Source organism: Geothrix alkalitolerans (assembly GCF_022808885.1).
Lineage (GTDB): Bacteria > Acidobacteriota > Holophagae > Holophagales > Holophagaceae > Geothrix > Geothrix alkalitolerans.
This window is the reverse complement of sequence record NZ_JAKZLE010000007.1, coordinates 46,008-71,966: the sequence shown is the minus strand read 5'-3', so window position 1 is coordinate 71,966 and position 25,959 is coordinate 46,008. Positions and strand designations below refer to the sequence as shown.

Sequence of the window (25,959 nt, the reverse complement as noted above, 5' to 3'; positions counted from 1 at the left end):
AGAAAATGAGCACCACCAAGACACCAAGGCACCAAGTAAAGACAAAAGCAGTTCTTGGTGTCTTGGTGGTGAGCCCTTTCCCTTGAGCTGAATGGAGCATTCGTGACCTCGATTCTCTTCCTCTGCGTGGCCAACAGCGCCCGGTCCCAGCTGGGCGAGGGCCTGGCGCGCCGGATGTTCCCAGGCTTCCGCATCCAGAGCGCCGGCAGCCGGCCCAGCCGCGTGAACCCCTACGCCCTCGAGGCCCTGGCGGAGCGGGGCATCGATGCCTCGACCCACGCCTCGAAGCCCGTGTCGGACATCGACCCGGCCTCCGTGGACCTGGTCATCACCCTCTGCGCCGAGGAGGTGTGCCCCGCCTTCCTGGGCAGGGCCGAGCGCCTGCACTGGCCCATCCCGGATCCTGCCAGTGAGGACCCTTCGCTCACGCCCGAGGATCTGCGGGCCCGCTTCCGCGCCGCCCGGGACGAAATCGCCCGCCGCCTGGAAGCCCTGGGTCGGGAGCGGGGCTGGCTTTCATGAATTTCGAAAAAAATCGAAATTAGGCCTTGCACGCTATTTCGACAAATCTAGAATTAGTTCAGGAGGAGACCATGACCGGGCGTGTGGAACAGGCGGCAGAGCGGCTGAAGGCCCTCGGGCACCCCGTGCGCCTGTCCATCCTGCGCCGCCTGGTGCAGGGCCCCGAGGCGGGGACGCCCGCTGGAGAGCTGCAGACGCGCCTGGACATCCCGGCCTCCACCCTCAGCCATCACCTGGCCACCCTCGCCGACGCCGGCCTGGTGCTGGTGGCCCGGGAAGGCACCACGCTCCGCTACCGCGCCGACTACGGCACCCTGCGGGCGCTGACCGAGTACCTCTGGCAGGACTGCTGCGCCGGCGGCGCGGCAGACGACCCCCAACCTTCGCCCTGCTGCCGCAGGGACTGACCTTCCATCGTCCTGGGACGTGGATGCCACCGGCGTCCCGGGAGATCTCCATCCGAAAGGCCCCACCATGGAACCCGAAATCCTCAAATCCGCCGTCCGCGACCGCTACGCCGATGTCCTCCGGGGGTTCCCCGCTGCGCGGACACCCCCGGACCCCCACGCCGAGTTGCGGCCAAGCCGCGAGGCGGCTTCCTCAGGTTGCTGCGGCTCTTCCTCCTGTTGCGGGAGCGCCCGCCCCGACGCCAGCTTGGAGGTGGGCTACGACCCGAAAGACCTCGCCGCCGTGCCCGAGGGCGCCAACCTGGGCCTGGGCTGCGGGAACCCCGTGGCCCTGGCGGACCTGAAGCCTGGCGAGACGGTGCTGGACCTGGGCTCCGGTGCGGGCTTCGACGCCTTCCTCGCCGCGCCGCGCGTGGGCCCCGAAGGCCGCGTCATCGGCGTGGACATGACGCCGGAGATGATCGAGCGCGCCACCGCCCTGGCCCGCAAGCACGGCTACGGGAACGTGGAATTCCGACGGGGCGACATCGAGGCGTTGCCCGTGGATGACGCCAGCGTGGACGTCATCCTCTCCAACTGCGTGGTGAACCTCGCCCCGGACAAGGCCAAGGTCTTCCGCGAGGCCTTCCGCGTGCTCAAGCCCGGCGGGCGCCTCCACGTCTCCGACCTGGTGCTGGCCCGGCCCCTGCCCGAGGCGCTGCTCCAGGACCTGGACGCCTACGCGGCCTGCGTGTCCGGCGCCATGCTCAAGGGCGACTACCTGGCCGCCATCCGCACTGCGGGCTTCGAGGGCGTGAGCGTGGCCTCCGAGCGGCACTTCGGCCTGGCGGAGCTGGCGCCGGAGCTGATGGCGCTGGCGAAGCAGCGCTACCCGGGCATGAGCCCGGAGGAGCTGGAGCAGCTGGCCGGGTCCGTGCTCAGCGTCCAGGTGGAAGCCACCAAGGCTGTGAAGGCCTGCTGCGCACCCAGCTGCTGTGGGTGAGGATGCCATGACGGATGCTTCGAAAAGCTGCGCCTGTCCGGCGCCGACGCCGGCTTCCAACGGCGGCTTCTGGAGATCGGGAGGGTGGCTGCTGGCCGCCCTCCCGGCCTGGATCGCGCTGTACCTGATCCTCCTTCCAGCCGCCGACTGGCTGGCCTTCCGGGTCTTCGGGCTGGCGCCCGGCAGCCGCCTGGGCGAGGCGGTGGCCTTCTTCGTCTATGACGCGCCGAAGGTCCTGATGCTCCTCGGGGCCGTGGTGCTGGGCGTGAGCTTCGTGCAGACCTTCCTGAGCCCCGAACGCACCCGCGACTTGCTGGCGAAGCGCACCGGGGCCTGGAGCAACCTGCTGGCCGCGCTCCTGGGCATCGCCACGCCCTTCTGCTCCTGCTCGGCGGTGCCGCTCTTCATCGGCTTCGTGCGGGTGGGCGTGCCCCTGGGCGCCACCTTCAGCTTCCTGGTGTCGGCGCCCATGGTGAACGAGGTGGCGCTCTTCCTGCTGCTGGGCCTCTTCGGCTGGAAGATCGCGCTCCTCTACACGGCGACCGGCGTGACCGTGGCCTTCCTCTCCGGCTGGATCCTCGGGAAGCTGCGCCTGGAGCGGCACCTGGAGCCCTGGGTCCTGACCGTTCCCTTCGAACCCTCCAGGGGCGCCGAGGTGTCTGCGGGCTTCCCGGGGCGCCTGGAGCTGGCGCTCCAGGCGACGAAGGAGATCGTCGGGAAGGTCTGGCCGTACATCCTCGTGGGCATCGCCGTGGGGGCCTTCCTGCACGGCTACGCACCCGCCGAGCTGCTGGCCCGGTTCATGGGCAAGTCCGCCTGGTGGAGCGTGCCCCTGGCCGTCCTCATCGGCGTGCCTCTCTACGCCAACGCCGCCGGCATCATCCCCATCGTGCAGGTGCTGCTGGCCAAGGGCGCGGCCCTGGGCACGGCCCTGGCCTTCATGATGGCGGTGACGGGGCTCTCCCTCCCCGAGACCGTCATCCTCCGCAAGGTGCTCAAGCCCCGCCTGCTGGCGGTCTTCCTGGGCATCGTGGCCGCCGGCATCGTGCTGGTGGGCTTCCTGTTCAACCTCGTGATGTAGGAGTTCCCATGAAGATCGAGATCCTGGGCAGCGGCTGCGCCAAATGCAAGCTGCTGGCCGAGCGGGCCGAGGAGGCCGCGAAGGGGCTGGGGCTGGACTTCACGCTGGTGAAGGTCACGGAATACCCGGACATCGTGGCCCGGGGCGTGATGAGCACACCGGGCCTGGTGGTGGACGGCGTGGTGAAGAGCCAGGGGCATGTGCCCACGGTGGCCGCCATCAAGGACCTCCTGCGGTAGGATCTCCCCACACCGCGAGGGGTTTCATGCGCATCGGCATCCTGGGTTATGGCCGCTTCGGGCGCGCTCTGGGCGAGCTGCTCCGCGAGGCCGGCCATGGCTATCGGGCCTGGGATCCTGCGGTGGAGATTCCCGCCGAGCGTCGGGCGGTCGGCCTTCAGGACCTGGTGGAGGCGGAGGCCCTGGTGCTGGCGGTGCCTGTCGCCACCCAGGCCGCGGCCCTGGCGAGCCTCCGGCCCCACCTCCGGCCGGATCAGCTGGTCTTCGATGTGGGCAGCGTGAAGTCGGGCCCCTGCGCCCTGATGGACGCCCAGCTCGGCGCCGCCATCCCCCACGCAGGGACGCATCCCCTCTTCGGCCCCGTGAGCCTGGCCCGAGCGGAGCGGCCCCTGCGCGTGGTGCTGTGTCCCTCGGCCCAGCATCCCGCCGCCGCCGACCGGGTGCAGGCGCTGTTCGAGAGCCTGGGCTGCGAAGTGCTGCGGCAGAGCCCCGAGGACCACGACCGGGTGATGGCCACCACCCACGCACTCACGTTCTTCATCGCCAAGGGCCTGCTGGCGGTGGGCGCCGGGGCCGAGCTGCCCTTCACGCCTCCCTCCTTCCACGCCATCGCCCGTACCCTGGAGTCCGTTCGGGAGGACGCCGGGCACCTCTTCGCGGCCCTGCAGAACCAGAACCCCTTCGCCAAGGGAGCCCGCAAAGGGCTGCTGGAGGCCCTCTCCGCCATCCACCAGACCCTGGCGGAGGCCGTGGCCGAGGGCGCGGACGAGCAGCAGCTGGCCATTCCCAGCCTGGGGGAGCGGTCCCCCATCCTCCAGGAGACCCGCGACCACATCGACGCCCTGGACCAGGAGCTGGTGGCCCTGCTGGCCCGCCGCACGGAGCTGGTGCTCCGCGCCGGCCGCGCCAAGGCCGAGCTGGGCCTCCCCGTGCACGATCCCGACCGGGAAGCCACGCAGCTCCAGGCCCGGCGGGCCTGGGCCCGGGAGGCAGGCCTGGACACCCAGGGCGTGGAGGACGTCTTCCGCGCGGTGCTGCGAGCCTCGCGTGCCGCCCAGGGGCGCTGAACCGCCTAGAACGGCAAGTCCAGGGCCTTGCACAGGAAGGCCACCAGGGGCGCCGCATCCCGGAGGGCCTCTGCCAGGCGGGCCGGGAAGTCCGGGGCCAGCACCTGGGCGTCGGTGAAGGCCGCGGAGGCGTAGAAGTCCTTGAGCTTGAGATCCTCGGCGTGGGCGTGCCCGGCGTCGAAGCCCTGGGGCACCCGCTTGAGGGCTTCGCCCTCGATCTCCAGGCCCGCGTCCTTGAGCTTCTTCCACGCGGCGGATCGGGCCACGATGGCTTGTCGCACCTTGAACAGCGCCTCGGGAGCCGGATGCCACAGACCGCCGCCCGCGAAGCAGCCGCCGGGCTCGAGGTGAAGGTAGAAGCCGGGCCCGTGGACGCCGCCGGCCGCGGCCGAGCGGTGGCGGAAGTTCACGCCCAGATGCGTCTTGTAGGGGCTCTTGTCCCGGCTGAAGCGGGTGTCGCGGTAGATGCGGAACAGCGACCCGCCCGACGGGCGGGGGTCGGCCTCCACCTGGCGGCTGATGCCGGCCAGCGGCCCGCCGAAGGCCGCGATGAGGCGAAGCACGGGATCCCGGGCCTCGGCCTCGTACCGGGCCTTGTTCGCCTGGAACCACTCGCGGTCGTTGTGCGCCTTGAGGTCCTTCAGGAACCGGAAGAGGCCCGGTCCCAGCGGGTTCTCGAGTCCAGTGGAAGCCGTCTTCGTCGCCACATCGCCTCCGGGTGGTGCTCCCAGGCTACGCCCAAAAACAAGGCGGGCCCCCGATTCGGGGGCCCAACCACGAGCACGCGTGGAGAGGCGCCGAGGCGCCCGCGCGCCCTCTTACTTGCCGAACCGCTTGGAGACTTCGCTCCACTTGATGTTCTCGACGAACGCCTCGAGGTACTTCGCGCGGGCGGTGCCGTAGTCGACCATGAAGGCGTGCTCCCAGCTGTCCAGCACCAGGAGCAGGTCCTGCTCGATGGGCAGGCCTAGGTGGTGCTCGGCGATGAAGTAGGTGTGCAGCTTGCCGTCGCGGCGGTTGCGGGTGAGCACGGCCCAGCCGGGACCGCAGAGGGCCGCGGCCTTGAGGTCGGCGACCACCTTGTCCTTGCCGCCTGCGGCGTCCAGGGCGGCCTTGAGGCCGGCGCTGATCTCGCTGTCGGCGCCCAGGTTCTCGAAGTAGAGTTCGTGGAGGAACGAGCCGTTGAAGGCCACGGCCTCGCGGCGCTTCAGTTCGCTGTACTCGTTGAAGGAGTAGTTGGCCTTGGTGTTGTCCGCCGTCGCCAGCTTCTCCTCGATCTCGTTCAGCTTGGTGATGTAGCCCTTGTAGAGGCCGAAGTGCTGGTCCAGCTGGGAATCGCCGAGCCCCTTCAGGGCGCCGCCCTTCAGGTGGTCGTAGTTCTTGGCGGTGTAGGCCATGGGTGTCTCCTTGGCTGCGCGACGCGCGGATGGGTAGTTTACTGAAGAAGTCGGAAATTGGATGAAACAGGCACAATGTTCAGGTGCGGGTCCGGTATCAGACGCGGTGCCGGGCTTGGCTCGGACCCCGCGTGGGGGTACGCGAGGAGGGATGCAGAGGACGCGAAGCGGCCGGGCGGTCCCCCCTCGTTCATCCTCAGCCCAGCATCTCGCGCAGGAACCAGGCTTCTTTCTGGTGGACCTGGACGAAGCGGGTGAGCAGGTCGGCGGTGCCTGGATCGCTGGCCTCGTTGGCGAGCTCGATGCCCTCGTGCATGAGGGACACGGTGGCCTCCTCATTGGCCAGGGCCTCCTTCAGCATGGCCTCGGGATCGAGACGGGCGGAGGGGTTGGAGATGGCGGCCTTGGTCTGGGCCTCGATCTGGGCCGGGGCGTGGATCGGCACGCCGCCCATCATGCGGATGCGCTCCGCCAGCTCGTCCACGGTGCCGTCCGCGGCGGTGTAGAGGTCCTCGAAGCGCAGGTGGTAGTCGCGGAAGTGGGGGCCGGTAACGGTCCAGTGGTAGCGCTTGGCATTGAGGGCCAACACGAAGGCGGTGGCCAGCTCGGCATTCAGGTGGTCGATGACGGAACGGTTCATGGCTTCTCCTCAGGAAGACCAGGACGTCCAGGCGGCCGGCGCGGGCCAGCGGCCGGGAAGCCCGGCGTGGGTGGAGACGAGGGCGGCGATGGGGCGGCCGTCCGGAATGAGGTAGCGCAGGGCCAGCACGGAGGGCAGGCGGTCCTCCGGTCCGGCGGCGCCGCGATCCACGGAAGGGGCGACGAGGGATCCATCCGCGAGCTCCAGCGCCAGCTGGTCCGGGAACGTGTGCAGGTCCGCCAGTCGGCGGTCCCGCACGTCGTCGGGGAAGCCCAGCATGAGCGTGGCGGCCACGCTGGCGCCTCCGGGCTCGCGACGGGGCGCCAGCACGGAGAAGGAGGCGCGGGCCTCGGCCAGGTCCTCCGCCGGGGCAGAGTCCAGGGTCATGCCTTCGGCCCAGAGGGTCTCGACCACCTGATCCTCCACGCTCTCCGCCGTCTCGGGCTGGAAGCTGATGCCTTCCGCCAGCTCCAGCCGCAAGGACGCCTGGCGGGCCAGGAAGGCCTGCCGTGCCTGGAAGCGTGCCCGTTCGGTGGCGGGGTCGAAGGAAGGGACCGCCAGGAACTCAGACATGCTGGGCGATGTCGGCGGAGGGTTGGGCGAAGGCGGGCTTGGTGCCGGCCTGCAGCTTGGTCAGGGCCTCCTGGAAGCGACCGGCGTGGAAGCGCTCGACCTTCGCCAGGGTCTCGAACCAGGCGGCGATCTCCGGGTAGCCCTCTTCCTTGGCCAGGCGGGCGAACTCGGGGTACATATCCGTGTATTCGTAGGTCTCGCCGGCCACGGCGGACTTCAGGTTGGTGAGCGTGTCGCCCAGGGGCAGGCCCGTGGCGGGGTCGCCGGCCTTCTCCGCCAGGAACATCAGGTGCCTCAGGGCGTGGCCCGTCTCGCCATCGGCGCTGTGCTTGAAGAGGTCGGCCACCTCCTTCAGGCCTTCCTTCTCGGCCACCTGGGCCATCCAGGTGTAGCGACGGTTCGCCTGGCTCTCGCCAGCGAAGGCGGCCTTGAGGTTCTGGTGGGTCTTGGAATCGGTGAAGGACATGGCATCTCCTCTTGGGCCGCGATCGGCGGCATCAAGGTAGAGCCATCCCCATGCCAAAGCAATAAGTCAAATCATTGAATAAATTCTGTAAATTCCAATCCGCGCTTTCCCAAGAGAATCCCGACCGATCGAGAGCCGGATCCTCGGCATGTCGCGAGTCGCGCCGGTCAGGGGATCGCGCGGAGGCTGCCTTGGATCTGAGCGGCGTCCAGGCTGAGCGCCCGGCCGAAGCCCAGCACCAGCCGTCCGGAGGCGGGACGGATGAGGAAGAAGGAGAAGTCCCCCAGGCCCAGGGTCGTCTCCGCCTCTGGGAACCGAGCCAGGTAGGCCGCGGCCGCCTGGTCGTGGCGACGGGAATCCCGGGGGATCTCCTCGGCAACGCCCTGCACGGTCACCCGGGGCAGGGCCAGCGGGTTCTGGCCCTCCTCCATGGGCACCACGAGCATCAGGCTGGCGCGGGCGTCCGCCCGCAGGTCGCGGGTGTGCTGGGCCAGGCCGCTCACGTGGATGAGGAAACCCGCACCATCCGGCGCCGGGACCACCGGCACCATGGACACGAAGGGGGCCCCTTCATGCAGCGTGCCCAGGGAGGCCACGGGGAGTCCCGTCAGCAGGGCGTGGAGTGTCGCTTCCGTGTTCGGATCCATGAGACCTCCTCGGCCGGGTCAGTTCGGGAAGGCGGCGGCCACGATGCGGCCCACTTCGGCCAGCACGGCGTTGCGGTCCTTCATGGGGGCCCGGGAGCCGGTATAGTAGGCGGCCACCAGGATCGGCGCCCGGCCAGGCGGACGCAGGACGGCCACATCGTTCACGGTGCCCCGCTCGCCTGAGCCGGTCTTGTCGCCCACGGCCCAGGTGACCGGGAGGCCCGCCCTCAGGCGATCTCCGCCGGTGTGGCAGCCCCGCATCCAGCCCTCCAGGCGCTGGCACGAGGCCGGTTCGAGGGCCCCGCCCAGCAGCATGGCCTTTAGGGAATCCACCATGGCCGTGGGGCTGGTGGTGTCCCGGGGGTCGCCGGGGATGGCGGTGTTCAGGGTGGGCTCTGTGCGGTCCAGCCGCGTGACGGCGTCACCCAGGCTTCGGGCGAATGCCGTCACCTCGGCTGGACCGCCGAGGGCCTGGAGCAGCAGGTTGGCGGCGGTGTTGTCGCTGGACTCCACGGCGGCGGCGCAGAGCGCCTCCACGGTCATGTGCCCCTCCGCCAAACGGGCCGCGGTGACGGGCGCGTAATCCAGCAGGTCTGCCGACGTGTAGGCGATGGGCCGATTCAGGTGCTCCTGGCCCCGCTCCACCCGCGCGAGCACCGCGCCCGCCAGCAGGACCTTGAAGGTGCTGCACAGGGGGAACCGCTCTTCGCCGCGGTGAGCGATCCGGCGGCCCGTGCCTGTGTCCAGCGCCGCCACGCCCAGGCGCCCGCCCGCGCGGGCTTCCAGGGCGGCAAGGCGGGACTGGGCCAGGGCCTGGGCCGGGGCCGGGGCCGGAGTGGGGGCGGGCGGCGCGGCCTGGAGGGTCTGGATCAGGAGAACGGCGGTGCACAGGATCCGGTTCATGGGGACTCCTGAAGGCCCTTCCTTCTACCACGGTGCGGGCCGCGGCGGCGGCTACTCGGGATCCTGGTCGGGTCCCTGGCCGCCCTCGGCGGTACCTTCCGGGCCTTCGACTTCCGGAATGTCGTTGCCCTGGGCGTCCTTCTTCATCGCCTTCTTCTGCAGTTTCTCTTCCTTCTTCTTCTGGCGGGCCAGGTCCTTTTGCCGCTTCTCGAAGTTGTAGTTGGGCTTTCTGGCCATGGCGCGTCCGATCTCGAAAAAGGTTGAAGCCTGTGAAGCCCTTTCCTAAGTCTACCGCCTCGTCCGCCGGAGCGCCTGGATGAGGTCGTCCAGCCGCTGCAGGAAGGTGGAGCGGTCCCTCGCGCTGAACGGCGCCGGGCCCGTGCCCAATTCGCCCATGGCGCGCAGATGGCTCATCAGCTCGCGGCTGGCCAGGGCGTCGCCGATGGAATCCGGCGTGTAGACGCGACCTCGCGCGTCCAGGGCCCGGGCGCCCTTTTCGAGGCAGCGGGCCGCCAGGGGGATGTCGGCGGTCACGGCGATGTCCGAGGCCGTGATGTTCGCCACGATCCAGTCGTCGGCGCCGTCGAACTGGCCCCGGGCCACCACCACGGACTCGAAGAGCGGATGGCGCGGTACCCGCAACGGCGTGTTCGAGACAAGGAAGACCTTCAGCCCGCAGCGCGAGGCCACCCGGAAGACCTCCTCCTTCACGGGGCAGGCGTCCGCGTCCACGAAGATGCGGATGGCGGGGGCCTCGACGCTGATTCCGGTCATGCGGCAGCCCCGGCGGCGATCAGGGTCCGGACCGCCGCCGCCACGCGGGCCGCCTGGGCGGGATCGATCAGCCGGCCTTCGGCATCCAGGCCCGAGGCGGCCAGGGTGAGGCAGAGCGAAGCCTCCGGCACCACCCGCGCCGACATCACCTCCAGGGTGTGGGCCAGCGAGGCCTGGGCCTTGGCGCCGCCCTCCGGCGAGGGCGAGGCGCTCCAGGCCGCCGCGGGCTTGCCCACACAGGCGCCCGACGAGACCACCCACTCCAGCAGGTTCTTCAGCACCGCGGGCATGGCGTGGATGTACTCGGGGGTGCAAATGAGCAGGGCATCCGCCGCCAGGATGCGGGCCCGCAGGTCCGCCACGGGCTCGGGCGGGGGCTCGGTGTCGCGCTCCGGGCTGAAGTGGGGCAGGTCGTCCAGGCGCTCCCAGAACTCGAACGTGGCCTCGGGCGCCAGGCGGGCCGCCTCCCGCAGCAGCCGGGCATTGAGGGAGCCGGCCCGCAGGCTGCCGGCCAGGGTGAGAATCCGCATCAGCCCTTCCGCCGCCACACAAGCACCGTGCCCGCGGCAATGGCCGCGAACCCGGCCCAGGCCGGGATGCGCAGGGTGTCCTTCTCCTTCAGGGTGAACTCCAGGGGGCCCAGCTTGGCGTCGTGGGAATCCTTCGTGTAGCTGAACTCCGGCCAGGCCAGGGCCGCGGCGCCCAGGGCGATGAGGGCCACGCCCGCGAGGGATCTGAGGGTGGCGGCCTTCATGCGGTCTTGTCCACGCACCACTTCACGCCGCCCCGGGCGGCGATGAAGAGGAAGAGGAAGCAGAACACCACCGCCAGCTCACCCTTGTTCACGGCGGGCCAGAAGGCGGCGCCGAACTGGAACTTCCAGTGGAACTGCATGTAGGCCACCGCCATCATGCCGCTGCACAGGAAGGCCGCCCGCTGAGTCTGGAAGCCCACCAGGATCGCCAGGCCGCCCACCAGCTCGATGAGGCCGCCGATCCAGAGCTGAGAACCCACTGGGGGCTGGAAGCCGCTCACCACCCCGAAGATCTTCTGGAGCCCGTGGAACGCCAGCAACAGGCCCGACACGATGCGCAGCAGCGCGTAGGTGTGGTCCGAATACTTGCTGAGCCATGTCATGAAAGCCCCCTTCGATGGGTGTGAAAACATTCTGGACCTGGAGGCCGGATCCGGACAGGGAACTCTTCTCCCGGTTTGCGTACGGATCCAGGTTGTTATCCAACCCCGCGGAAACAATGCGCGGCGGTCAGGGGATCGGGTGCCCGCTGGTGTCCGTCTGGTAGGCCTGGGTCTTGAACTTGGTCAGGAATGCCACGATGGAATGATCCTTTTTCTCGATGATCACCCCTCCGTCCTGCCAGATCCCGTTTTCTGACCACCACTGCGAACCGGCAGGGTCCCCTTGGTTCTGATGGATGTTGTGGACGCCCAACCCGCCGTAGGTGAAGGGTTCCCCGAAGATGAAAAGCCGCGTGGAATCATCAAGAAGCGGCTCGAGCACTGCGAGGGCATCGATGCTGGTGCCAGCCTTCCAAGGGGGATTGATCCACAGGTTGAACCACCGCCTCAGCAATTCGAGAATAGGGTCGAAAATAATGAAAATGATGTTGCACCCTTTGCGATGGAACGCGGCAGTCCTGATGTTGTCCAAGGCTCCGGAAGTGTCATTGGAAATCAAGGTATGCCAACCGTTGGCCATGGCGAACACACCTTTCATGTCCGCTTCTCCCAGGGGAACCACGCGCCATTGGATGCCGTCGTTCGTCATCTTGGTGTCCACGTCGACGGCGCAGTGGTAGAGGCCGCCCGGCGTCGAGACATAGACGTTATCGTGGTAATACTGGCCATAGTTGTTGATAGGGTCGCGTTGGTAATGGTCCAAGGTTCCAATGACGACGCCGTAGCCGTTGGGAAGGGGCACGCGCACCTCCGAGAGGGTGGTTTGGCCAGGTTCGTGGGAGCGCTGGATGTGCGAATGAGCGTGGCAAAAGATCGTTGCCTGTCACCCGCGCATACCGAAAGGGGGGGCAAGGAGGCCATGAGGCAGATCGATGGCGAGCATGGAAGGCCTGGAGATAAGGCCTCGAAGGATGTGGATGCTCGATCGACAAGCTAGGCAGAAAGTGACCCAGAACAAGCCCGTGGGATTGCCGGATCCGAGCCTGTGGAATTGGCAGGAGTTGGTGGGCCCAGGGGCCTACGCGTGCACCGGCGTGGCCGCGTCCGCGCCCACCACGGTGATCCAGGGGCGCACCTGCCAGCGATGCACCAGGCCGTGGAGCACGTAGGGATCCGCCGCGGCGAAGCGCTGGGCCGCCGCTGGGGAGTCCCCCTGGAAGAGGAGGACGGACATGTCCACAGGATCCGCCACCGCCCCGCCCAGCACCAGCTCGCCCCGCTCATGGGCGGCCCAGGCCAGGGCCAGGTGCTCCTTCCGGAATTCCCCTCGGCGATCCACATATTCCGGACCGACCTCGTAGATCAGGAGGTAGTGCATAGATGCCCCTCATCGATGGGAGGCGGTCATCATGACGGCCGCATCCACCGGAAAAGATGGAGCAAGATGGCTGGCGGTTCCATCGTATTTTTCCATGATTGTCGCTGCCTGCAGAGGCTGCCGACCTTCGAATGGCGAGGCCTACTCGGCCCGATAAGCCCGGCCCTCAGCCCTTGGCGCCAGGCTCCTTCTTGACGGCCCGGCTCCGGCGGTCCGGCTTCTTCGCCTTGGCAGCCGGCTGGGTGGCGTGGTCGTACAGGTTTTCCAGACGCACCGCCTTGGCCGAGGTGTCCGCTGCCTGGTGGATCTCCTTCAGCACCGAGGCCACCAGGTCCAGGTCCGCGGCGTCCCCCTTCAGAAGCTCCTGGAAGGCGGCCGACTTCAGCGCCTCCAGGCGCTTCGACGACCGCTTCCCCGCCGCCCAGGTCAGCAGCTTGGAGAACAGCTCATAGCCGAGCTTGAGTTCGGGGGTGGGGAGGGACATGGCGGAAGGTTAGCTGAAGGTACGCGTCAGGGCTTGTCCACTCGGGTATGGAGCAGGCCAGGTGGGGCCGGTCTCCGTGGCCGCCGCAGTCAGCGGATGGGCTCGCGGGGCAGGAGGTCGATCCTTTGGAGGTCGGCGACGATCCAGCGGGCCAAGCCCCTGGCCTGCTCGCGGGCCCGGTTCGCGGCGACCAGCTTGGCGTCGCCGGAGAGCGGGTCCATGAAGGCCATGAGGTGGGCCTTCATGAAGATCGACGTGTAGGGGTGGGCCGCGGTGGCTCTGCCGTAGATCCGGATGTCCCCCTGCATGTCGTCCGCGTCGTAGCCGAGCCGGTCCCGCTGGATGGCCTCGGGGTTCCTGGTGGCTGGACGGGGCCTGTCGCGATCGAAGAGGGAGGCCAGCTCCATGGTGGCGTCGGCCTGCTTGGCGAATTCGCTCCGGCACGCGCAGCTGATGCGGATCCGCAGGGTGATGTCGCCTTCCTTCGCGGGCTCGGCCTCGGGCAGGATCTCCGCCCAGGACGAAAGCCCCTCGCGGATGGAGTCCACGTAGAGCTTCTGGACCTCGGGTGTGAGCTTGGCCTTGGGGTCGAACTGGGTCTGGATGCGGAGGGCGATGGGAGTGCTCGCGGCGTTCGGAGCGGTCCGCCAGGTGTAGTGGGGCCTTCCGCATCCGAGGAGGGCCAGCCCGAGGACGAGCAGGAATCGGTGTCGCATGGAGGTCCTTTGGGGAGGAGTCGATCGCTGGTTGCCATACAGGCACAGCAACTGGGCTTATTTCGGGTCGATCATCAGATCCAGCAGCAGCGGCGAGTGGTAGTTGAACTCGACGATCTTGTAGGCGTCGCCGCGCTTGACAAGGCGGAAGCGGATCGTGCCCTCTCCGTTCGTGAACTTGCCCGAGTACTGGATCCTCGACCATTTCCCCGCCTGGTCGAAGCCGGACTCGACGTTCTGCACCTGCTTGGATTCGAGCTTGCCCAGCTTCCCGTAGACGGCGCTCAGCAGGGCCCGGTGCTTCTCCCGGGTCACGACCTGCTTCAGGCTCTGGTCGAACTCGTCGTCATAGGCTTGGTCGTAGCGCCCCTCATTGGCATAGGCCAGGTAGGCATCGCAGGTGGGCCCGAGCTGGCGTTCGCCGAGGGTCATGACCCCCCTGGCCATGACATAGCAGCTGGCCAGCAGGAGCAGGCTGGCCCCGAGGCAGCCGCCGCAACCCCAGGCGACCCACTTCCAGACTTTGGATTTGGGGGCCGGCTGGTCCGGGGCCTGGGGGGATTGGTAGGGGTTTTCCATGGGGATTCCTGGGGGGCTACCTGCGCTTAACAGATGAAGCGAACCGCCCAACTGGGGCCGAGTGCAGTGCGAAGAATGGAAGGCAATTACGTTTGGGTCCGAGTTGGGTGGAGGGTTAGCTCGAGAACACAAAACAGGGGGCCAAGGTGGCCCCATGATATGCACATTTTAGGGTGAGCATTCAATTTATAAATGAAACAGTAAGGAAAGTTGAAGTGAAGGAGTTGTGGCTTCCGTCGGAGAATTGAATTTTAAATAGTTGTATCGGGTTTCTAATGAAAAATTTGAATTTATTGCATACCCAATACCAACGGCTAAATAGGGTGCATTGAATCGCTCTGAACGAGAGTAATTTGGAAGATATATTCCACCAGGTACCGGGTGTGCAGCATCGGTGATCTCAAAACTGTTGCGTGCGAATGTATAGCCGATTCCACCCGTTAGATAGAATTTTTCATTATATTTTGCACTAAAACGATGTTGAAAATCAAGACCTAAACTTAATGTGTTAAATTTATAGATTTGGCCCAAATTATCATGTTTATATTCCATGAAATCTACTCTAGGAATTAGTCTATTACCAGATTTCAATTCAATTTGTGAATGGAGCCCAAACCCATAGCCTATTTGTCCGTACCATGTAGGATCCAGGTCACCTAGCGGGCGTGAAAGGTTGGCCTGCAAACCATATTTTACATCTTGGGCATACAGGGGGATTTGCAGGAGTGCGAGGATTAAAAAAGACAAATATTTATGAAGTGATTTAATCATGGAACCTCCTGTCGGACTTATGCTGAAACAAGGTGAAATGTTACAGAATTAGCCGGCTTGAATTTAGAGGGACTAATTCTAAGCCTTCCGTACTGCGCACAAATCCCGGCCCGCCTGGGTCTGAAGGTCGAATTCGAGAACGCGAGGCATGAGCCTCCGGGGGATGCCGGGACAGCATATCCACTCCGAAGGTCATCTACCTCGAGATCCGCCGAACGGTCTGATTCGGCCCCTGAACGGTGCGGGTGGGTCGGCCCTCCAGCCACCACCTGATAGAAGGTCCGCACTGAATCGCCGGGAGGTTTCACGTTACGGTGGGCCGTGGGGGCGCGGACAGCCGCAGGCCGGACGCCCCGGACCCTCCGGGTGGCTGGCGGAGGTGGGTCCGGGGCACGTCGGCGATGGGCTGAGCCCTCATTCGTGGAAGTCCACCAGGTCCGTGGCGACGAAGGACGGCTTCACCAGGATGTGCAGGCGGTTCGCGCCATCGAAGGCGACCCTGTAGGTGGGGGTGTCGACGGAGGGGACCGGCAGGAGGCTCTCGGTCCAGACCTGGGCGGTCAGGGTGAAGAGGAACAGCCCGTTCTTCTGGGCGAAGACCGCCGCGACCCGCTTGCCGTCCGGGGAGAGGGCGGCCGAGGGCCAGTCGGAGATGCCGGTAGAGGGGAACGACTTCAGGAGGACCGGCGGCTGCCAGAGGCCGTTCACCTTTTGCATGGCCCAGAAGGAGTCGTTCACGGGGTTGCCCGCATCGGGGATCTTGTAGAAGACACAGGCCGTGTTCGAGGCGGTCCACAGGCCGCTCTCGAAGTGGAAGCCGACGAACGAGTTCAGCGTGTTCGGCAGGATCTGGCGGGTCCAGGTGCCGTCCGCATTCCGGCTGTATTCCCGGCTGTCGATCGAGGAGGTGAGCAGCACGTGGGGGACGTCGAAACGGTCAAGGAACAGGCGCCAGTTCCCGGGGAGGGTATTCGAAGGGTCGATGTCTTCCTGGATCCAGACCCCGCCCACCTTGCGGGTGTACCGGACGCCTGTCGCGGTGGAGAGGAGGGTCTGGGGGCTGCCGCTCTGATCCAGCCAGAGGGTGTCGGCGAAGGAGAGGGTGTCGGTTGAAGGGGCCTGGGCGACCACTTCGGAGACCCAGGCGCTGCCGTCGAACCAGGCATGGCTCAGGACCGTCATGGAGGAGGTCGAGTCGGTGTAGAGGGTGTGGGGCCGGGATTGGGCATCCAGCACCAGGGGGTCCCTCGGACCGCCATAGCCATACGAGGTGGGCTGCGTCCAGGCAGGCCAGGTGCCCCAGGGGGCGGGAAGGATCGTGAAGGGGGAACTCGTGCCGAAAGCCCAGAGCCCGCCGGGGGAGAGGGCGAAGACCCCCACTGAGGGGTCGATCGTCTGGGAGGTCGCCGTCAAGCTGGGCGCACCGGGAGGATTGGCGGGGGCGGCATAGATCGCCGGGCCGGTGGTGGTGCTCTGGCCGTCTGAGACGCTGAGAGCGTACTGGTAGTAGCCGAGGGGTACGTCGGCATCCTGGAACGAGGTGGCCGTGCCGGGGAGGACCGCCAGGGGGACCGTGGGCCCATAGCCACCGGAGGCCACCCGCGTGATCTGGATCTGGGTGGCGGTCCGGCTCTGGTTCACCCAGGTGAGGCCCACCGCGCCGGAAAGGGGCTGGGCCGCGAAGGCGGTCGGCGCCAGGGGCGGGGTGACCGCCCGCTGGCTCGGCCCCCGCGTCGTGCTGGCGGTGGTTCCCGACCAGGCGGTGACCCGGTACAGGTAACCCTGGGTTTCGGCCACGGCCTTGTCCACGAAGATGGTGGCGGCGGGATTCGGCAGAGGGAGGCTGGCCCAGGTTCCGGTCGGAGCGCCAGCGGCGTCGCAGGGGGCGCGCTCCAGGACATAGCGGTCCGTGAGCAGGGAGAGCGTCTCCCAGGTGACGAGGATCCCTCCATCCGGTACAGAGTACGAGGCCGCCACATAGGTCGGAGGGAGCAGGGGGGTCTTGATTCCCGCGACATTGGAGTACGGCCCGTTGACGCCCTTCGTGACGGTGCAGATCCGGAAGTCGAAGGTCGCCAGCTCCGGGGGTGTCGCTGTGAAGGTCAGGATCGCCGACGTGACGCCGCTGAAGATGGGGCTCGGGTTGATCAGGGTATAGGACCCCGAGTTGACCCTGGCCTCCAGGTTGTAGCCGTCGATGTTGCCCGAGGCCTGGGTCCAGGTGAGCTTGACCTGGGTTTGTGCGGGGTCGTAGGCGGCCTGGAGCTGGATGGGGGCGGGGGGCGCCGAGCTGCCTCCGCCCCCGCCGCAGCCGAGCAGCATCAGACAGAAAGCCAAGCCGAGGCCGAGGGCGCGCGCCATGGGAATCTCCGTGGGTCCGGGAACAGCGGACCCAGCATACCCAGGCCCCGGATCATCTCCGCTGGCTTCCGCCGAACGGTGGCGGATCAGCCCCTGAACGGTCGGGGGGGATCGGTTTCCCAGGCGCCGCCCAGGAGGGTGGTGCGGACGGGGACGCCGGGGGTCTTCACGCCGCGGTGGGCCATGCAGGTGTGGACGGCCACCAGGTCCACGCCCCAGGCGGCAGGGCGGAGGTGGGTCTCCAGGGCGTCGGCGATCTGCCGGGCCATGCGCTCCTGCACCTGCAGGCGCCCGGCGTAGGCCTGCACCACGCGCACGAGCTTACTGAGGCCCACGGTGCCTCCCTCCCCCGGCAGGTAGCCGATGGTGGCGTGGCCCTCGAAGGGGGCCAGGTGGTGCTCGCAGGTGCTCACGAAGGGGATGTGCTCCAGGATGACGGGCACGGGGGCGAGGTCGCCGGGCAGGGGCCTCAGTTCCGCGGCCAGGTCCACACCGTAGCCCGACAGCCGCTCGGCCCAGAACTCCGCCACCCGGGCCGGGGTGTCCCGCAGCTCCGGCGCGTCTGGATCCTGCCCCAGGCCCTTCAGCAGGGCGCGGACGGCGGCCTCGGAGGCGGCGCGGTCGAAGGAGGAGAAGGGGGCGTCGGCCATGGTGCGGCCAGTCTACGCCGGTTGCCGGGTGGTTTCCGGCGCGGTTGATGCATCCAAGGGGATGGAGGGCTGCCATGCTCCGCGCCCACGCACTCGATCCGCACCGCGCGCCACGCATCCTGGCCGCCTGGATCGTGGCGGGCCTCCTGGCCTGGCTGCTGCTGAGCTGAGGCCTTTCGCCTCGCGGGGTGCGTTCCACCGCACCCCGCGAGGCCGGCCGGTGGCAGGCCGCCCGCCTTGTGGGACAATGGCGGATTCGGGAGAGGTCATGAGCGAAGCCAAGGTCAGCTACGCGTCCAGCGGCGTGGACATCAACCGCCAGGACGAGGCCCTGAAGCGCATCAAGCCCCTGGTGAAGGCCACCAAGACCCCCGGCGTCCGCAGCGACATCGGCCTGTTCGGCGGTCTGTACGACGCCCGGTTCTCCGAGGCCAAGCCCATCCTCGTCAGCAGCATGGATGGCGTGGGCACCAAGATGAAGGTGGCCCGCCGGGCCGGCATCTGGGACACGGTGGGCCAGGATCTGGTGAACCACTGCATCAACGACATCCTGGTGCAGGGCGCGCGGCCCCTCTTCTTCCTGGACTACATCGCCGCCCAGCAGCTGGAGCCCGTGGTCATCGAGCAGATCGTCAAGGGCATGGCCACGGCCTGCAAGGAGGCGGGTTCGGCGCTGATCGGCGGCGAGTTGGCGGAGATGCCCGGCGTCTACGCCGAAGGCGAGGTGGATGTGGCCGGCACCATCGTGGGCGTGGTTGATGAGGCCGACCTGCTGCCGCGCCTCGACGCCATGGCTGAAGGCGACGTGCTCATCGGCCTGCCCTCCAGCGGCCTCCACACCAACGGCTATTCACTCGCCCGCAAGGTCTGCTTCGAGCTGGAGAAGCTCGATGTGAACGACAAGGTGCCCGGGACGGACCGCACCGTGGCCGACGCTCTCCTGGCCATCCACCGCAGCTACCTGACGCCGGTCATGCCCCTGGTGAAGGCCCGCCAGCTGGTGGCCATGGCGCACATCACCGGCGGCGGGCTCACCGACAACATCCCCCGCGTGCTGCCCAAGACCCTGGATGCGGAGATCGACACCGCCACCTGGGAGATCCCGGCCCTGTTCCGCTTCCTCATGGAGAAGGGAGGCCTGGGCATCGACGACGCCCGCCAGGCCCTGAACCTGGGCGTGGGCATGGTGCTGGTGGTGAAGCCCGAGCTGGCCGGCGACGTGCTGGCCCGCCTGCACGAGGCTGAGGAGCCCGCCTGGGTGCTGGGGCGGCTGGTGAAGGGCGCGGGGACCGTTCGCTACCGCTAGATCATCAATTGCTGGCCGGGCCGGAATCGGGAACGCATATTGGGGCGTTGCCCGGGTTTCCGGCCGCCTCCCCCTGCCCGCGGGAAGGCTCTCCGAGGGGGCGGACCGCCTTCATGGCCCCTGCCATGGAGGAGTCCCTGCCCCGGCGGAGGAGGTCCCATGGAACGCTTCGGTGTGGAATGCGAACCCAGCGGCAAGCAGCGCCTGGCCGTGCCTTTCCGGGGCGTCCGACTCCTGCGCAACCCCATGTACACCAAGGGGACGGCCTTCACCCAGGAAGAGCGGCTGGTCCTGGGCCTGGATGGCCTGCTGCCCCACGCGGTGACCAGCATGGAGCAGCAGGCCCGGCGGGTGTACGCCAGCATCCAGCGCAAACAGGACCCGCTGGAGAAGTACATCGGCCTGGCGGCCCTCCAGGACCGCAATGAGCACCTGTTCTACCGGGTGCTCATCGATCACATCGAGGAGTTCCTCCCCATCGTCTACACCCCCACCGTGGGACGGGCCTGCCAGGAGTTCAGCCACATCTTCCGCCGGGCCCGCGGCCTGTGGATCACCCCGGAGCACCGGGGCCACATCGCGCGGGTGCTGGAAAACGCCCTCTTCGACGACATCCGCCTCATCGTGGTGACGGACAACGAGCGCATCCTGGGCCTGGGGGACCAGGGCGCCGGCGGCATGGGCATCCCCATCGGCAAGCTGGCCCTCTACACCGCCGCCGCGGGCATCCCGCCCTGGCAGACCCTGCCCGTGAGCCTGGACGTGGGCACGGACAACCTGGACCTGCTGGAGGACGAGTTCTACCTCGGCTGGCGCTCCCGCCGCCTGCGGGGCCCCGAGTACGACGCCCTGGTGGAGGAGTTCGTTCAGGCGGTCCGCCGGGTCTTTCCCAAGGCCCTGCTGCAGTGGGAGGACTTCAAGAAGTTCAACGCCTTCCATCTGCTGGACCGCTACCGGAAGGCGCTCACCAGCTTCAACGACGACATCCAGGGCACAGCGGCGGTGGGCGTCGCGGCCCTGCTGGCGGGGGCCCGGGCCACGGGCACGCCCCTTCGGCGGCAGCGGATCGTCTTCCTGGGATCGGGCGCGGCGGGCATCGGCATCTCCCGCCTGGTGCGCTCCACGCTGAGGCGGGAGGGCCTGGAAGGGGAGGATCTCGTCCTGGCCATGGCCAACCTCGACGTGCAGGGGCTCCTGGTGGAGGACGATCCCAGCCTGGACCCGCTGCAGCGGGACTTCGCCTGGCCGGTGGCCCTGGCCGAGCGCATGGGCCTGGGGCGCGGGCAGAAGCGCGACCTCCTCTCCGTGGTGAAGGCCTTCAAGCCCACCATGCTCATCGGCACCTCCGGCACTGCCGGGGCCTTCACGGAGGAGGCCATCCGCGCCATGGCGGCCCAGGTGGAGCGGCCCGTGGTGCTGCCCATGTCCAACCCCACCAGCAAGGCGGAGGCCAAGCCCAGGGATGTCCTCGCCTGGACCGAGGGCCGGGCCCTGGTGGCCACGGGCAGCCCCTTCGATCCGGTGGCCTACGAGGGCCGGGAATACCGCATCGGGCAGAGCAACAACGTCTTCATCTTCCCGGGCGTGGGCCTGGGCGTGCTGGTGGCCGAGGCCTGCGAGGTCACGGACGGGATGTTCGCCGCCGCCGCCCGGCAGCTGGCCGACGAGGTCCGGCCCGAGGACCTGTCTGTGGGGAGCCTCTTCCCCTCCGCCGGGCGGATCCGCGAGGTCACGGCCCGAGTGGCCGCGGCCGTGGCGCGGGAGGCCCGGGAGATGGGCGTGGCGGCCCGTCCCCTGGCGGATGAGGACATCCCCGGCGCCGTCGCGGCGGCCATGTGGAACCCCTGCTACCTGCCGGCCGACCCTGCGCCGGAACCTGCCTACGAGCGGCACCAGGAGGCCACCCCGGCCTGAGGGCAAGCCGATCGGTCCAACCGGACGGTGGCCAAGGCGGGCCATCGGTGGTCCACTGGCCCCTGACCCGGGAGGACGGTTCTGACCAGCGCATCCGTGGAAGCCCGTCCCGCCCGCCCCGCCCGACTGGGCCTGCTGGACCCTCTGCGGGGCATCCTGGCCCTGTGCGTCGCCGTCTACCACCTGGGCGTGTGGTTCGACATCTCGCAGTCGGGCGGCGGCGCGAACATCGCCATGGCGCGCCTGGGGAACTACAGCGTGTCGGCCTTCTTCGTGCTGAGCGGCTTCGTGCTGTTCCGCACCACGCCCTGGCGGCGCGTCCGGAAGGAGGGCCCGGGGCGCTTCTACCTCCGGCGCTTCCTGCGGCTGGCGCCGGTGTTCTACCTGGCCTGCGCCCTGAACGTGGCCTTCCGCCTGGGCATGGGGCCCGAGGTCTCCGGGCGCTTCCTCCTCGAGAACCTGACGCTGACCTTCGGCGCCATCCACCCCAACCATGCGCTGGTGACCGGCGGTTGGTACGTGGGGCTGGTGGCGCTGCTCTACTTCGCCTTCCCGGCCCTGGCCTGGCTGCGGGAGAAGGGGGGACTCTGGTTCCTGGCAGTCCTGGCCCTCGGCCTCTGGGCCTGGAGCCTGCCCTCGACCCTGCACGGCGTGATGGAACAGCCCCAGTGGAACCGCTTCCACACCTACGTGCTGGCCCCGAACCAGCTCTTCCTCCTGGCCTGGGGCGCCCTGCTGGCGGGGCTCCACGAGACCACGGAGCGGCGGCTGGATCCGCGCTGGGCCCTCCTGCTGGCCATCCCGCTGGTGTGGATCCTGGTGAAGCCCACGCCCCAGTTCTTCGACCACCTGGTGGCCCTCACGGGCTGGCTCCGCTACCGCTACCTGCTGGTGGTGACGGGCCTGGTGGCCCTGGCGGCCTTCACCCGGGATGGCGAACCCGGCTGGTTCGGGAACCAGCTCGGGCGCCTGGGCGCCTGGAGCTACGGCCTCTACCTCCTGCACCCCTTCGCCATGAAGCTGGTGGCGCCGCACCTGGCCGGACGGGCCGGCTTTGGCCTGTCCCTGGGCCTGGCGCTCGTGGCCGCCTGGGCTGTGCATCGGTGGATCGAAGAGCCGATGGGCAAGCTGGGGCGGGGCGCGAAGGCCTGATCAGTTCCCGCCGATCCGCGCGTAGAAGCTGGTGCGGCGCAGGTTCTCCTCCACCTTGAAGGCCTGCTGCAGGGGCGGGAAGGCGCGCTGCTCGCAGTCGGTGCGCTCGCAGAGGCGGCAGGTGACGCCGATGGGCACCGGGGGCTGGTCCAGGCGCAGGCCGTCGGCGTAGATCAGCTCCTTGGCGTGGCCCATCTCGCAGCCCAGGCCCAGGGCCTGCATGGCGTGCTGGCCCCGGTACCCGCCGGTGTCCTTCTGGATGGTGCGGGCGATGCAGAAGTACTTCCGGCCATCCGGCATCTCGCTGAGCTGGGTGCGGATGAGGCCCGGGGTGAGGAAGGCGGCGTGGGCATTCCAGCGGGGGCAGGCGCCGGAGAACCGCGCGAAGCGGATGCCCGAGGCCGAGAAGCTCTTGGAGATGTTCCCGGCGATGTCGATGCGCAGGAAGTGGAAGGGCACGCCTTCGGCGCCGGGCCGACGCAGCGTCGTGAGGCGGTGGCAGACCTGCTCGAAGCTGGCCTGGAAGCGCCGGGCGAGGATGTCGATGTCGTACCGCTCGGCCTTGGCCGCCCGCAGGAACCGCTCATAAGGCATGAGCACGGCCCCGGCGAAGTAGTTGGCCAGGGCCACCCGGGCCAGGGCCCTGGAGGCGTTCGTGCGCAGCAGGGGATGGTCCGCCAGGCGGTCCAGCAGGTCGCCATGGTCCAGCAGGGCCAGCTGGTGGGCGAGCTGGAAGGTGCGGCTCCGCTGGGGCAGCAGTTCCGAGAGGCTGAGGATGCGGCGCTCGGGGTCGAAGCGGCGCAGCAGGCCCGGTCCCTCGGACACACGGTGGATGCGGATCTGGACGTTCCGGGCCTCGAAGGCCGCCGCCAGGGCGGGGTAGGGCTGGTCCGCGTCCAGGCCGGCGCTGGCACAGAGCTCCTCCGCCGCCGACTCCAGCTCGGGAAAGTGGTTCATGGCCTGCTGGAGGAAGTCGCCCACCTCCTCGGAGGGCAGGCGCGTGGCCTCGGGGTCGAAGCCCTGGCCGTCGCTGAGCTTGTCCGCCAGCGTGTCCAGGCTGTCCTGGCTGTGCTGGTAGGCCCGGTACAGCTCGAAGACCCCCCGGGCCAGGGTGGGGCTGTTCTGCACCAGCTCCCGCACGTCCTGGGCCTGGAGCCCCAGCGATTCGAACAGGGGATCGCCGAAAGCCTCCATGAGGTCGTCCGACAGGCGCTGGTCCTCGTCCGGCGCCAGGGCGCGGAGGTCCAGATGGAACTGTTGGGCCAGCCGGATGAGCAGGGGAGCCGTGAGGGGCCGCTTGTTGCCCTCGATGAGGTTCAGGTAGCTCGGGCTGATCCCCAGGGCCTCGGCGAGCTGGACCTGGCTCAGGCCCTCCTGGCGGCGGAGGAGACGGATCTTGGCGCCGAGGCGCGCGGCGGGCTTGGTGGGGGCGGCGGAGGGCATGGGGACCTCGTTTACATCAATTTACAAAATCAATGGAAAGAATTGACTGAAATTTTCAATTCAACCCCTGTCAAATCAGCCGTTGGTTGACTCACGAAAGAATAGGTCAATCTTTGACACTACGCCACCCCCAACTCCCATCCGAGGTGCCCCATGACCCCCAAGTTCCCCATCCCCCCCATCGAGGACGACCTCCAGGCCCATCGTTGGGAAGGCATCACCCGGCCCTACAGCGCCGAGACGGTGAAGAAGCTCCGCGGCAGCCTCCGCATCGAGCACACCCTGGCCAAGCTCGGGGCCCGCAAGCTCTGGAAGCTGCTCCAGAACGAGGAGCCCACCCGGGCCCTGGGCGCCCTCAGCGGCGGCCAGGCGGTCCAGATGGCCAAGGCCGGCCTCAAGGCCATCTACTGCTCCGGCTGGCAGGTGGCGGCGGACGCCAACCTCTCCGGCCAGACCTACCCGGACCAGAGCCTCTACCCCGCCAACTCGGTGCCTGCCCTGGTGAAGCGCCTCAACGGGGCCCTCCAGCGGGCCGACCAGGTCGAGCATGGCGAGGGCGGCGTGAGCCGCGACTGGTTCCTGCCCATCGTGGCGGACGCCGAGGCCGGCTTCGGCGGCCCCCTCAACGCCTACGAGCTGATGAAGGGCATGATCGAGGCCGGCGCCTCCGGCGTCCACTTCGAGGACCAGCTCTCCAGCGAGAAGAAGTGCGGCCACCTCGGCGGCAAGGTGCTCATCCCCACGGGCCACTTCATCCGCACCCTGGTGGCGGCCCGCCTGGCGGCGGATGTCATGGACGTGCCCACCCTCATCATCGCCCGCACGGACGCGGACTCGGCCCGCCTCATCACCTCCGACATCGACGAGCGCGACCGGCCCTTCCTCACGGGGGAGCGCACGCCTGAGGGCTTCCACCGCATCACCGGCGGCGTCCAGATGGCCATCGCCCGCGCCAAGGCCTACGCCCCCTACGCCGACCTCATCTGGTGCGAGACCTCCACGCCGGACCTCAAGGAGGCCCGTGAGTTCGCCGAGGGCGTCCACGCCGCGTTCCCCGGCAAGCTGCTGGCCTACAACTGCTCCCCCTCCTTCAACTGGAAGAAGAAGCTCTCGGACGAGGAGATCGCCACCTTCCAGCGCGAACTGAACGCCATGGGCTACAAGTTCCAGTTCATCACCCTGGCGGGCTTCCACAGCCTCAACCACGGGATGTTCGAGCTGGCCAGCGCCTACCGCACCGAGCACATGACCGCCTACGCGCGGCTGCAGGAGGCCGAGTTCGCCGCCGAGGAGCGCGGCTACACGGCCACCAAGCACCAGCGCGAGGTGGGCACCGGCTACTTCGACGAGGTGGCCCAGGCCGTCAGCGGCGGCCTGGCCTCCACCCTGGCCCTGGTGGGTTCCACCGAGGCCCAGCAGTTCCACTAGACTCCGGAAGGAACGGGAGCGGACGTCCTACTTCGGGGCGTCCGCTTTCTTTTCCTCGGCGGTCGGGCCGCCGGTCATGCCCTCGGGCGACGCGGGAGCTGGGGCCTCGGCCCGGGCCGGGGCGGAGACGGCCGCGTACCTCTTCCCCGTGTGGTGGTAGGTGAGGTATTCGCCGAAGTAGACGGCCATGAGGTCCGAGCAGTCCTTGAAATAGGCGAACCCGTGGTCCTTGCCCTCCTTCAGGTCCACGGCCACGCCGGGCAGGTCCTTCACGACCTGGGCGTTCTCGGCGGCGTCCTTGTCCTCCATCGAGGCCAGCACGAGGACGGAGGGCCGGCTGCGGAGCACGGCGCCCTTCAGGCGGTCCCGGGCGCTGTCCCCGAAGGCGGCGGTGCCGGCGGGGCTGAGGCTGAGGACGGCCAGGGGCTTCACTTCCGGGGCGGCCAGGAGCACCGCGAAGGCGCCCACGCTGGAGCCGGCCAGACCGATGCGGCGGCCATCCACGCCCGGCTGCTTGCGGAGCCAGGCGGCGGCCTGGGCCAGGTCGGCGGGGATCTTGTCAAAGCCCACGGCCTTGGCCGAGGCCGTGAAGTCCGGGCTGACCCGGGTCTCGGTGCCGTCCTTCATGGCGCTCTCGCCGTGGCCGCGGAGGTCCAGGGCCAGCACGCCGATGCCCCGCGCCAGGAGCTTCTCGGTGAGGGGCGCCCAGCCCGCCCGGTCCGAGTGGAACTGGTGGGCGAGGATCACCACGGGGACCTTGGCCTTGGGCTTGGCGTCGGGCAGGGTCAGCGTGCCCTTGAGGGCGAAGCCGTCCGAGCTGGTGAGGGCCATCTCGGTGGAGGCGGCGGCCAACGGGGAAGCCAGCGGGGCGGCCAGGATCAGGGCCGCGAGAGGAGCCAGCAGGCGGGGTGTGCGCATGGGGACCTCGTGAAAGTGCCCCAC

The 25,959-nt window shown here is 68.4% G+C and carries 32 protein-coding genes; 10 read left to right on the top strand and 22 right to left on the bottom strand.

Going from position 1 to position 25,959, the window contains the following annotated elements:
* The first annotated feature begins 102 nt into the window (after positions 1-102).
* The 6 genes from MLJ35_RS13530 to MLJ35_RS13505 all read left to right on the top strand — a co-directional run bounded on the left by MLJ35_RS13530 (position 103) and on the right by MLJ35_RS13505 (position 4,298).
* Positions 103-522, top strand: a complete 420-nt coding sequence (locus MLJ35_RS13530; protein WP_243384781.1) for an arsenate reductase ArsC — start codon at positions 103-105, stop codon at positions 520-522.
* A gap of 71 nt (positions 523-593) precedes the next feature.
* Positions 594-929 (top strand): ArsR/SmtB family transcription factor, encoded by a 336-nt coding sequence (locus MLJ35_RS13525; protein WP_243384780.1) that lies wholly within the window; start codon positions 594-596, stop codon positions 927-929.
* Positions 930-996: 67 nt separating this feature from the next.
* Positions 997-1,911, top strand: a complete 915-nt coding sequence (gene arsM, locus MLJ35_RS13520; protein ID WP_243384779.1) for an arsenite methyltransferase — start codon at positions 997-999, stop codon at positions 1,909-1,911.
* Positions 1,912-1,918: 7 nt separating this feature from the next.
* Complete coding sequence (locus MLJ35_RS13515) at positions 1,919-2,992, top strand: permease (protein ID WP_243384778.1); 1,074 nt, start codon at positions 1,919-1,921, stop codon at positions 2,990-2,992.
* 8 nt (positions 2,993-3,000) lie between these two features.
* Entirely contained in the window at positions 3,001-3,231 is a 231-nt protein-coding gene (locus tag MLJ35_RS13510; RefSeq protein ID WP_243384777.1) for a thioredoxin family protein, read from the top strand.
* A 26-nt stretch (positions 3,232-3,257) separates the two neighbouring features.
* Entirely contained in the window at positions 3,258-4,298 is a 1,041-nt protein-coding gene (locus MLJ35_RS13505; RefSeq protein WP_243384776.1) for a prephenate dehydrogenase/arogenate dehydrogenase family protein, read from the top strand.
* 5 nt (positions 4,299-4,303) lie between these two features.
* On the opposite strand, the gene MLJ35_RS13500 is transcribed toward MLJ35_RS13505, so the two are convergent.
* The 20 genes from MLJ35_RS13500 to folE form a co-directional block, all read right to left on the bottom strand.
* Complete coding sequence (locus MLJ35_RS13500) at positions 4,304-5,005, bottom strand: DUF2461 domain-containing protein (RefSeq protein WP_243384775.1); 702 nt, start codon at positions 5,003-5,005, stop codon at positions 4,304-4,306.
* Positions 5,006-5,116: 111 nt separating this feature from the next.
* On the bottom strand, positions 5,117-5,695 hold the full coding sequence (locus tag MLJ35_RS13495; RefSeq protein WP_243384774.1) for a Fe-Mn family superoxide dismutase: 579 nt from the start codon (positions 5,693-5,695) through the stop codon (positions 5,117-5,119).
* Between the two features lie 196 nt (positions 5,696-5,891).
* Positions 5,892-6,335: a Dps family protein gene (locus MLJ35_RS13490; protein WP_243324009.1), complete on the bottom strand. Its 444-nt coding sequence runs from the start codon at positions 6,333-6,335 to the stop codon at positions 5,892-5,894.
* 9 nt (positions 6,336-6,344) lie between these two features.
* Positions 6,345-6,908: a DUF3501 family protein gene (locus MLJ35_RS13485; protein WP_243384773.1), complete on the bottom strand. Its 564-nt coding sequence runs from the start codon at positions 6,906-6,908 to the stop codon at positions 6,345-6,347.
* Complete coding sequence (locus MLJ35_RS13480; RefSeq protein WP_243324011.1) at positions 6,901-7,374, bottom strand: rubrerythrin family protein; 474 nt, start codon at positions 7,372-7,374, stop codon at positions 6,901-6,903. The genes MLJ35_RS13485 and MLJ35_RS13480 overlap by 8 nt, the downstream gene beginning before the upstream one ends.
* A gap of 167 nt (positions 7,375-7,541) precedes the next feature.
* Positions 7,542-8,021, bottom strand: coding sequence for a HugZ family pyridoxamine 5'-phosphate oxidase (locus tag MLJ35_RS13475; RefSeq protein WP_243384772.1), 480 nt, complete (start codon positions 8,019-8,021; stop codon positions 7,542-7,544).
* An 18-nt stretch (positions 8,022-8,039) separates the two neighbouring features.
* Complete coding sequence (gene bla / locus MLJ35_RS13470; RefSeq protein WP_243384771.1) at positions 8,040-8,924, bottom strand: class A beta-lactamase; 885 nt, start codon at positions 8,922-8,924, stop codon at positions 8,040-8,042.
* Positions 8,925-8,975: 51 nt separating this feature from the next.
* Positions 8,976-9,161 (bottom strand): hypothetical protein, encoded by a 186-nt coding sequence (locus MLJ35_RS13465; protein ID WP_243324015.1) that lies wholly within the window; start codon positions 9,159-9,161, stop codon positions 8,976-8,978.
* A gap of 51 nt (positions 9,162-9,212) precedes the next feature.
* Entirely contained in the window at positions 9,213-9,698 is a 486-nt protein-coding gene (locus MLJ35_RS13460) for a YaiI/YqxD family protein (protein WP_243384770.1), read from the bottom strand.
* A complete protein-coding gene (locus MLJ35_RS13455; protein ID WP_243384769.1) occupies positions 9,695-10,228 on the bottom strand; it encodes an NADPH-dependent FMN reductase in 534 nt (177 codons plus the stop codon). Before MLJ35_RS13455 ends, MLJ35_RS13460 begins: the two co-directional genes overlap by 4 nt.
* Positions 10,228-10,452 (bottom strand): hypothetical protein, encoded by a 225-nt coding sequence (locus MLJ35_RS13450; protein ID WP_243384768.1) that lies wholly within the window; start codon positions 10,450-10,452, stop codon positions 10,228-10,230. Before MLJ35_RS13450 ends, MLJ35_RS13455 begins: the two co-directional genes overlap by 1 nt.
* A complete protein-coding gene (locus MLJ35_RS13445) occupies positions 10,449-10,835 on the bottom strand; it encodes a DoxX family protein (RefSeq protein WP_243384767.1) in 387 nt (128 codons plus the stop codon). The genes MLJ35_RS13450 and MLJ35_RS13445 overlap by 4 nt, the downstream gene beginning before the upstream one ends.
* Positions 10,836-10,962: 127 nt before the next feature.
* Positions 10,963-11,637 carry a DUF2278 family protein gene (locus tag MLJ35_RS13440; RefSeq protein WP_243384766.1) on the bottom strand — a complete coding sequence of 225 codons (675 nt, stop codon included), beginning with the start codon at positions 11,635-11,637 and terminating at the stop codon, positions 10,963-10,965.
* A gap of 276 nt (positions 11,638-11,913) precedes the next feature.
* Positions 11,914-12,213 (bottom strand): YciI-like protein, encoded by a 300-nt coding sequence (locus MLJ35_RS13435; RefSeq protein WP_243295619.1) that lies wholly within the window; start codon positions 12,211-12,213, stop codon positions 11,914-11,916.
* A 166-nt stretch (positions 12,214-12,379) separates the two neighbouring features.
* Complete coding sequence (locus MLJ35_RS13430) at positions 12,380-12,697, bottom strand: hypothetical protein (protein ID WP_243384765.1); 318 nt, start codon at positions 12,695-12,697, stop codon at positions 12,380-12,382.
* Between the two features lie 89 nt (positions 12,698-12,786).
* Positions 12,787-13,413: a hypothetical protein gene (locus tag MLJ35_RS13425; protein ID WP_243317459.1), complete on the bottom strand. Its 627-nt coding sequence runs from the start codon at positions 13,411-13,413 to the stop codon at positions 12,787-12,789.
* Between the two features lie 57 nt (positions 13,414-13,470).
* On the bottom strand, positions 13,471-13,992 hold the full coding sequence (locus MLJ35_RS13420; RefSeq protein WP_243317460.1) for a DUF3887 domain-containing protein: 522 nt from the start codon (positions 13,990-13,992) through the stop codon (positions 13,471-13,473).
* 186 nt (positions 13,993-14,178) lie between these two features.
* Entirely contained in the window at positions 14,179-14,763 is a 585-nt protein-coding gene (locus MLJ35_RS13415) for an outer membrane protein (RefSeq protein ID WP_243384764.1), read from the bottom strand.
* Positions 14,764-15,177: 414 nt separating this feature from the next.
* The gene (locus MLJ35_RS13410; protein WP_243384763.1) at positions 15,178-17,124 is read right to left on the bottom strand and encodes a fibronectin type III domain-containing protein; all 1,947 of its coding nucleotides are present in this window, start codon (positions 17,122-17,124) and stop codon (positions 15,178-15,180) included.
* Positions 17,125-17,210: 86 nt separating this feature from the next.
* Positions 17,211-17,774: a GTP cyclohydrolase I gene (gene folE, locus MLJ35_RS13405; protein ID WP_243384762.1), complete on the bottom strand. Its 564-nt coding sequence runs from the start codon at positions 17,772-17,774 to the stop codon at positions 17,211-17,213.
* Positions 17,775-18,042: 268 nt separating this feature from the next.
* On the opposite strand from folE, the gene purM reads away from it, so the two are divergent.
* From purM to MLJ35_RS13390, 3 genes are all read left to right on the top strand, one after another.
* Positions 18,043-19,080, top strand: a complete 1,038-nt coding sequence (gene purM, locus MLJ35_RS13400) for a phosphoribosylformylglycinamidine cyclo-ligase (protein WP_243384761.1) — start codon at positions 18,043-18,045, stop codon at positions 19,078-19,080.
* 159 nt (positions 19,081-19,239) lie between these two features.
* On the top strand, positions 19,240-20,994 hold the full coding sequence (locus tag MLJ35_RS13395; RefSeq protein ID WP_243384760.1) for an NAD-dependent malic enzyme: 1,755 nt from the start codon (positions 19,240-19,242) through the stop codon (positions 20,992-20,994).
* 96 nt (positions 20,995-21,090) lie between these two features.
* On the top strand, positions 21,091-22,146 hold the full coding sequence (locus MLJ35_RS13390; protein WP_243384759.1) for an acyltransferase family protein: 1,056 nt from the start codon (positions 21,091-21,093) through the stop codon (positions 22,144-22,146).
* Here the strand turns inward: MLJ35_RS13390 and MLJ35_RS13385 are convergent, their stop codons facing one another.
* On the bottom strand, positions 22,147-23,589 hold the full coding sequence (locus tag MLJ35_RS13385) for a helix-turn-helix domain-containing protein (protein WP_243324039.1): 1,443 nt from the start codon (positions 23,587-23,589) through the stop codon (positions 22,147-22,149).
* A gap of 153 nt (positions 23,590-23,742) precedes the next feature.
* On the opposite strand from MLJ35_RS13385, the gene aceA reads away from it, so the two are divergent.
* Positions 23,743-25,017: an isocitrate lyase gene (gene aceA, locus MLJ35_RS13380; RefSeq protein ID WP_243384758.1), complete on the top strand. Its 1,275-nt coding sequence runs from the start codon at positions 23,743-23,745 to the stop codon at positions 25,015-25,017.
* Positions 25,018-25,044: 27 nt separating this feature from the next.
* Here aceA and MLJ35_RS13375 read toward each other — a convergent pair whose 3' ends face one another.
* Complete coding sequence (locus tag MLJ35_RS13375) at positions 25,045-25,935, bottom strand: alpha/beta hydrolase (protein ID WP_243384757.1); 891 nt, start codon at positions 25,933-25,935, stop codon at positions 25,045-25,047.
* Positions 25,936-25,959 lie beyond the last annotated feature (24 nt).

Excerpts from the sequence above, each read along its gene's own strand:
- MLJ35_RS13525 (WP_243384780.1), top strand. The coding sequence starts at position 594 with ATGACCGGGCGTGTGGAACAGGCGGCAGAGCGGCTGAAGGCCCTCGGG.
- arsM (WP_243384779.1), top strand. The coding sequence starts at position 997 with ATGGAACCCGAAATCCTCAAATCCGCCGTCCGCGACCGCTACGCCGAT.
- MLJ35_RS13515 (WP_243384778.1), top strand. The coding sequence starts at position 1,919 with ATGACGGATGCTTCGAAAAGCTGCGCCTGTCCGGCGCCGACGCCGGCT.
- MLJ35_RS13510 (WP_243384777.1), top strand. The coding sequence starts at position 3,001 with ATGAAGATCGAGATCCTGGGCAGCGGCTGCGCCAAATGCAAGCTGCTG.
- MLJ35_RS13505 (WP_243384776.1), top strand. The coding sequence starts at position 3,258 with ATGCGCATCGGCATCCTGGGTTATGGCCGCTTCGGGCGCGCTCTGGGC.
- MLJ35_RS13495 (WP_243384774.1), bottom strand. The coding sequence starts at position 5,695 with ATGGCCTACACCGCCAAGAACTACGACCACCTGAAGGGCGGCGCCCTG.
- MLJ35_RS13490 (WP_243324009.1), bottom strand. The coding sequence starts at position 6,335 with ATGAACCGTTCCGTCATCGACCACCTGAATGCCGAGCTGGCCACCGCC.
- MLJ35_RS13485 (WP_243384773.1), bottom strand. The coding sequence starts at position 6,908 with ATGTCTGAGTTCCTGGCGGTCCCTTCCTTCGACCCCGCCACCGAACGG.
- MLJ35_RS13480 (WP_243324011.1), bottom strand. The coding sequence starts at position 7,374 with ATGTCCTTCACCGATTCCAAGACCCACCAGAACCTCAAGGCCGCCTTC.
- MLJ35_RS13475 (WP_243384772.1), bottom strand. The coding sequence starts at position 8,021 with ATGGATCCGAACACGGAAGCGACACTCCACGCCCTGCTGACGGGACTC.
- bla (WP_243384771.1), bottom strand. The coding sequence starts at position 8,924 with ATGAACCGGATCCTGTGCACCGCCGTTCTCCTGATCCAGACCCTCCAG.
- MLJ35_RS13465 (WP_243324015.1), bottom strand. The coding sequence starts at position 9,161 with ATGGCCAGAAAGCCCAACTACAACTTCGAGAAGCGGCAAAAGGACCTG.
- MLJ35_RS13460 (WP_243384770.1), bottom strand. The coding sequence starts at position 9,698 with ATGACCGGAATCAGCGTCGAGGCCCCCGCCATCCGCATCTTCGTGGAC.
- MLJ35_RS13455 (WP_243384769.1), bottom strand. The coding sequence starts at position 10,228 with ATGCGGATTCTCACCCTGGCCGGCAGCCTGCGGGCCGGCTCCCTCAAT.
- MLJ35_RS13450 (WP_243384768.1), bottom strand. The coding sequence starts at position 10,452 with ATGAAGGCCGCCACCCTCAGATCCCTCGCGGGCGTGGCCCTCATCGCC.
- MLJ35_RS13445 (WP_243384767.1), bottom strand. The coding sequence starts at position 10,835 with ATGACATGGCTCAGCAAGTATTCGGACCACACCTACGCGCTGCTGCGC.
- MLJ35_RS13435 (WP_243295619.1), bottom strand. The coding sequence starts at position 12,213 with ATGCACTACCTCCTGATCTACGAGGTCGGTCCGGAATATGTGGATCGC.
- MLJ35_RS13430 (WP_243384765.1), bottom strand. The coding sequence starts at position 12,697 with ATGTCCCTCCCCACCCCCGAACTCAAGCTCGGCTATGAGCTGTTCTCC.
- MLJ35_RS13425 (WP_243317459.1), bottom strand. The coding sequence starts at position 13,413 with ATGCGACACCGATTCCTGCTCGTCCTCGGGCTGGCCCTCCTCGGATGC.
- MLJ35_RS13420 (WP_243317460.1), bottom strand. The coding sequence starts at position 13,992 with ATGGAAAACCCCTACCAATCCCCCCAGGCCCCGGACCAGCCGGCCCCC.
- MLJ35_RS13415 (WP_243384764.1), bottom strand. The coding sequence starts at position 14,763 with ATGATTAAATCACTTCATAAATATTTGTCTTTTTTAATCCTCGCACTC.
- MLJ35_RS13410 (WP_243384763.1), bottom strand. The coding sequence starts at position 17,124 with ATGGCGCGCGCCCTCGGCCTCGGCTTGGCTTTCTGTCTGATGCTGCTC.
- folE (WP_243384762.1), bottom strand. The coding sequence starts at position 17,774 with ATGGCCGACGCCCCCTTCTCCTCCTTCGACCGCGCCGCCTCCGAGGCC.
- purM (WP_243384761.1), top strand. The coding sequence starts at position 18,043 with ATGAGCGAAGCCAAGGTCAGCTACGCGTCCAGCGGCGTGGACATCAAC.
- MLJ35_RS13395 (WP_243384760.1), top strand. The coding sequence starts at position 19,240 with ATGGAACGCTTCGGTGTGGAATGCGAACCCAGCGGCAAGCAGCGCCTG.
- MLJ35_RS13385 (WP_243324039.1), bottom strand. The coding sequence starts at position 23,589 with ATGCCCTCCGCCGCCCCCACCAAGCCCGCCGCGCGCCTCGGCGCCAAG.
- aceA (WP_243384758.1), top strand. The coding sequence starts at position 23,743 with ATGACCCCCAAGTTCCCCATCCCCCCCATCGAGGACGACCTCCAGGCC.
- MLJ35_RS13375 (WP_243384757.1), bottom strand. The coding sequence starts at position 25,935 with ATGCGCACACCCCGCCTGCTGGCTCCTCTCGCGGCCCTGATCCTGGCC.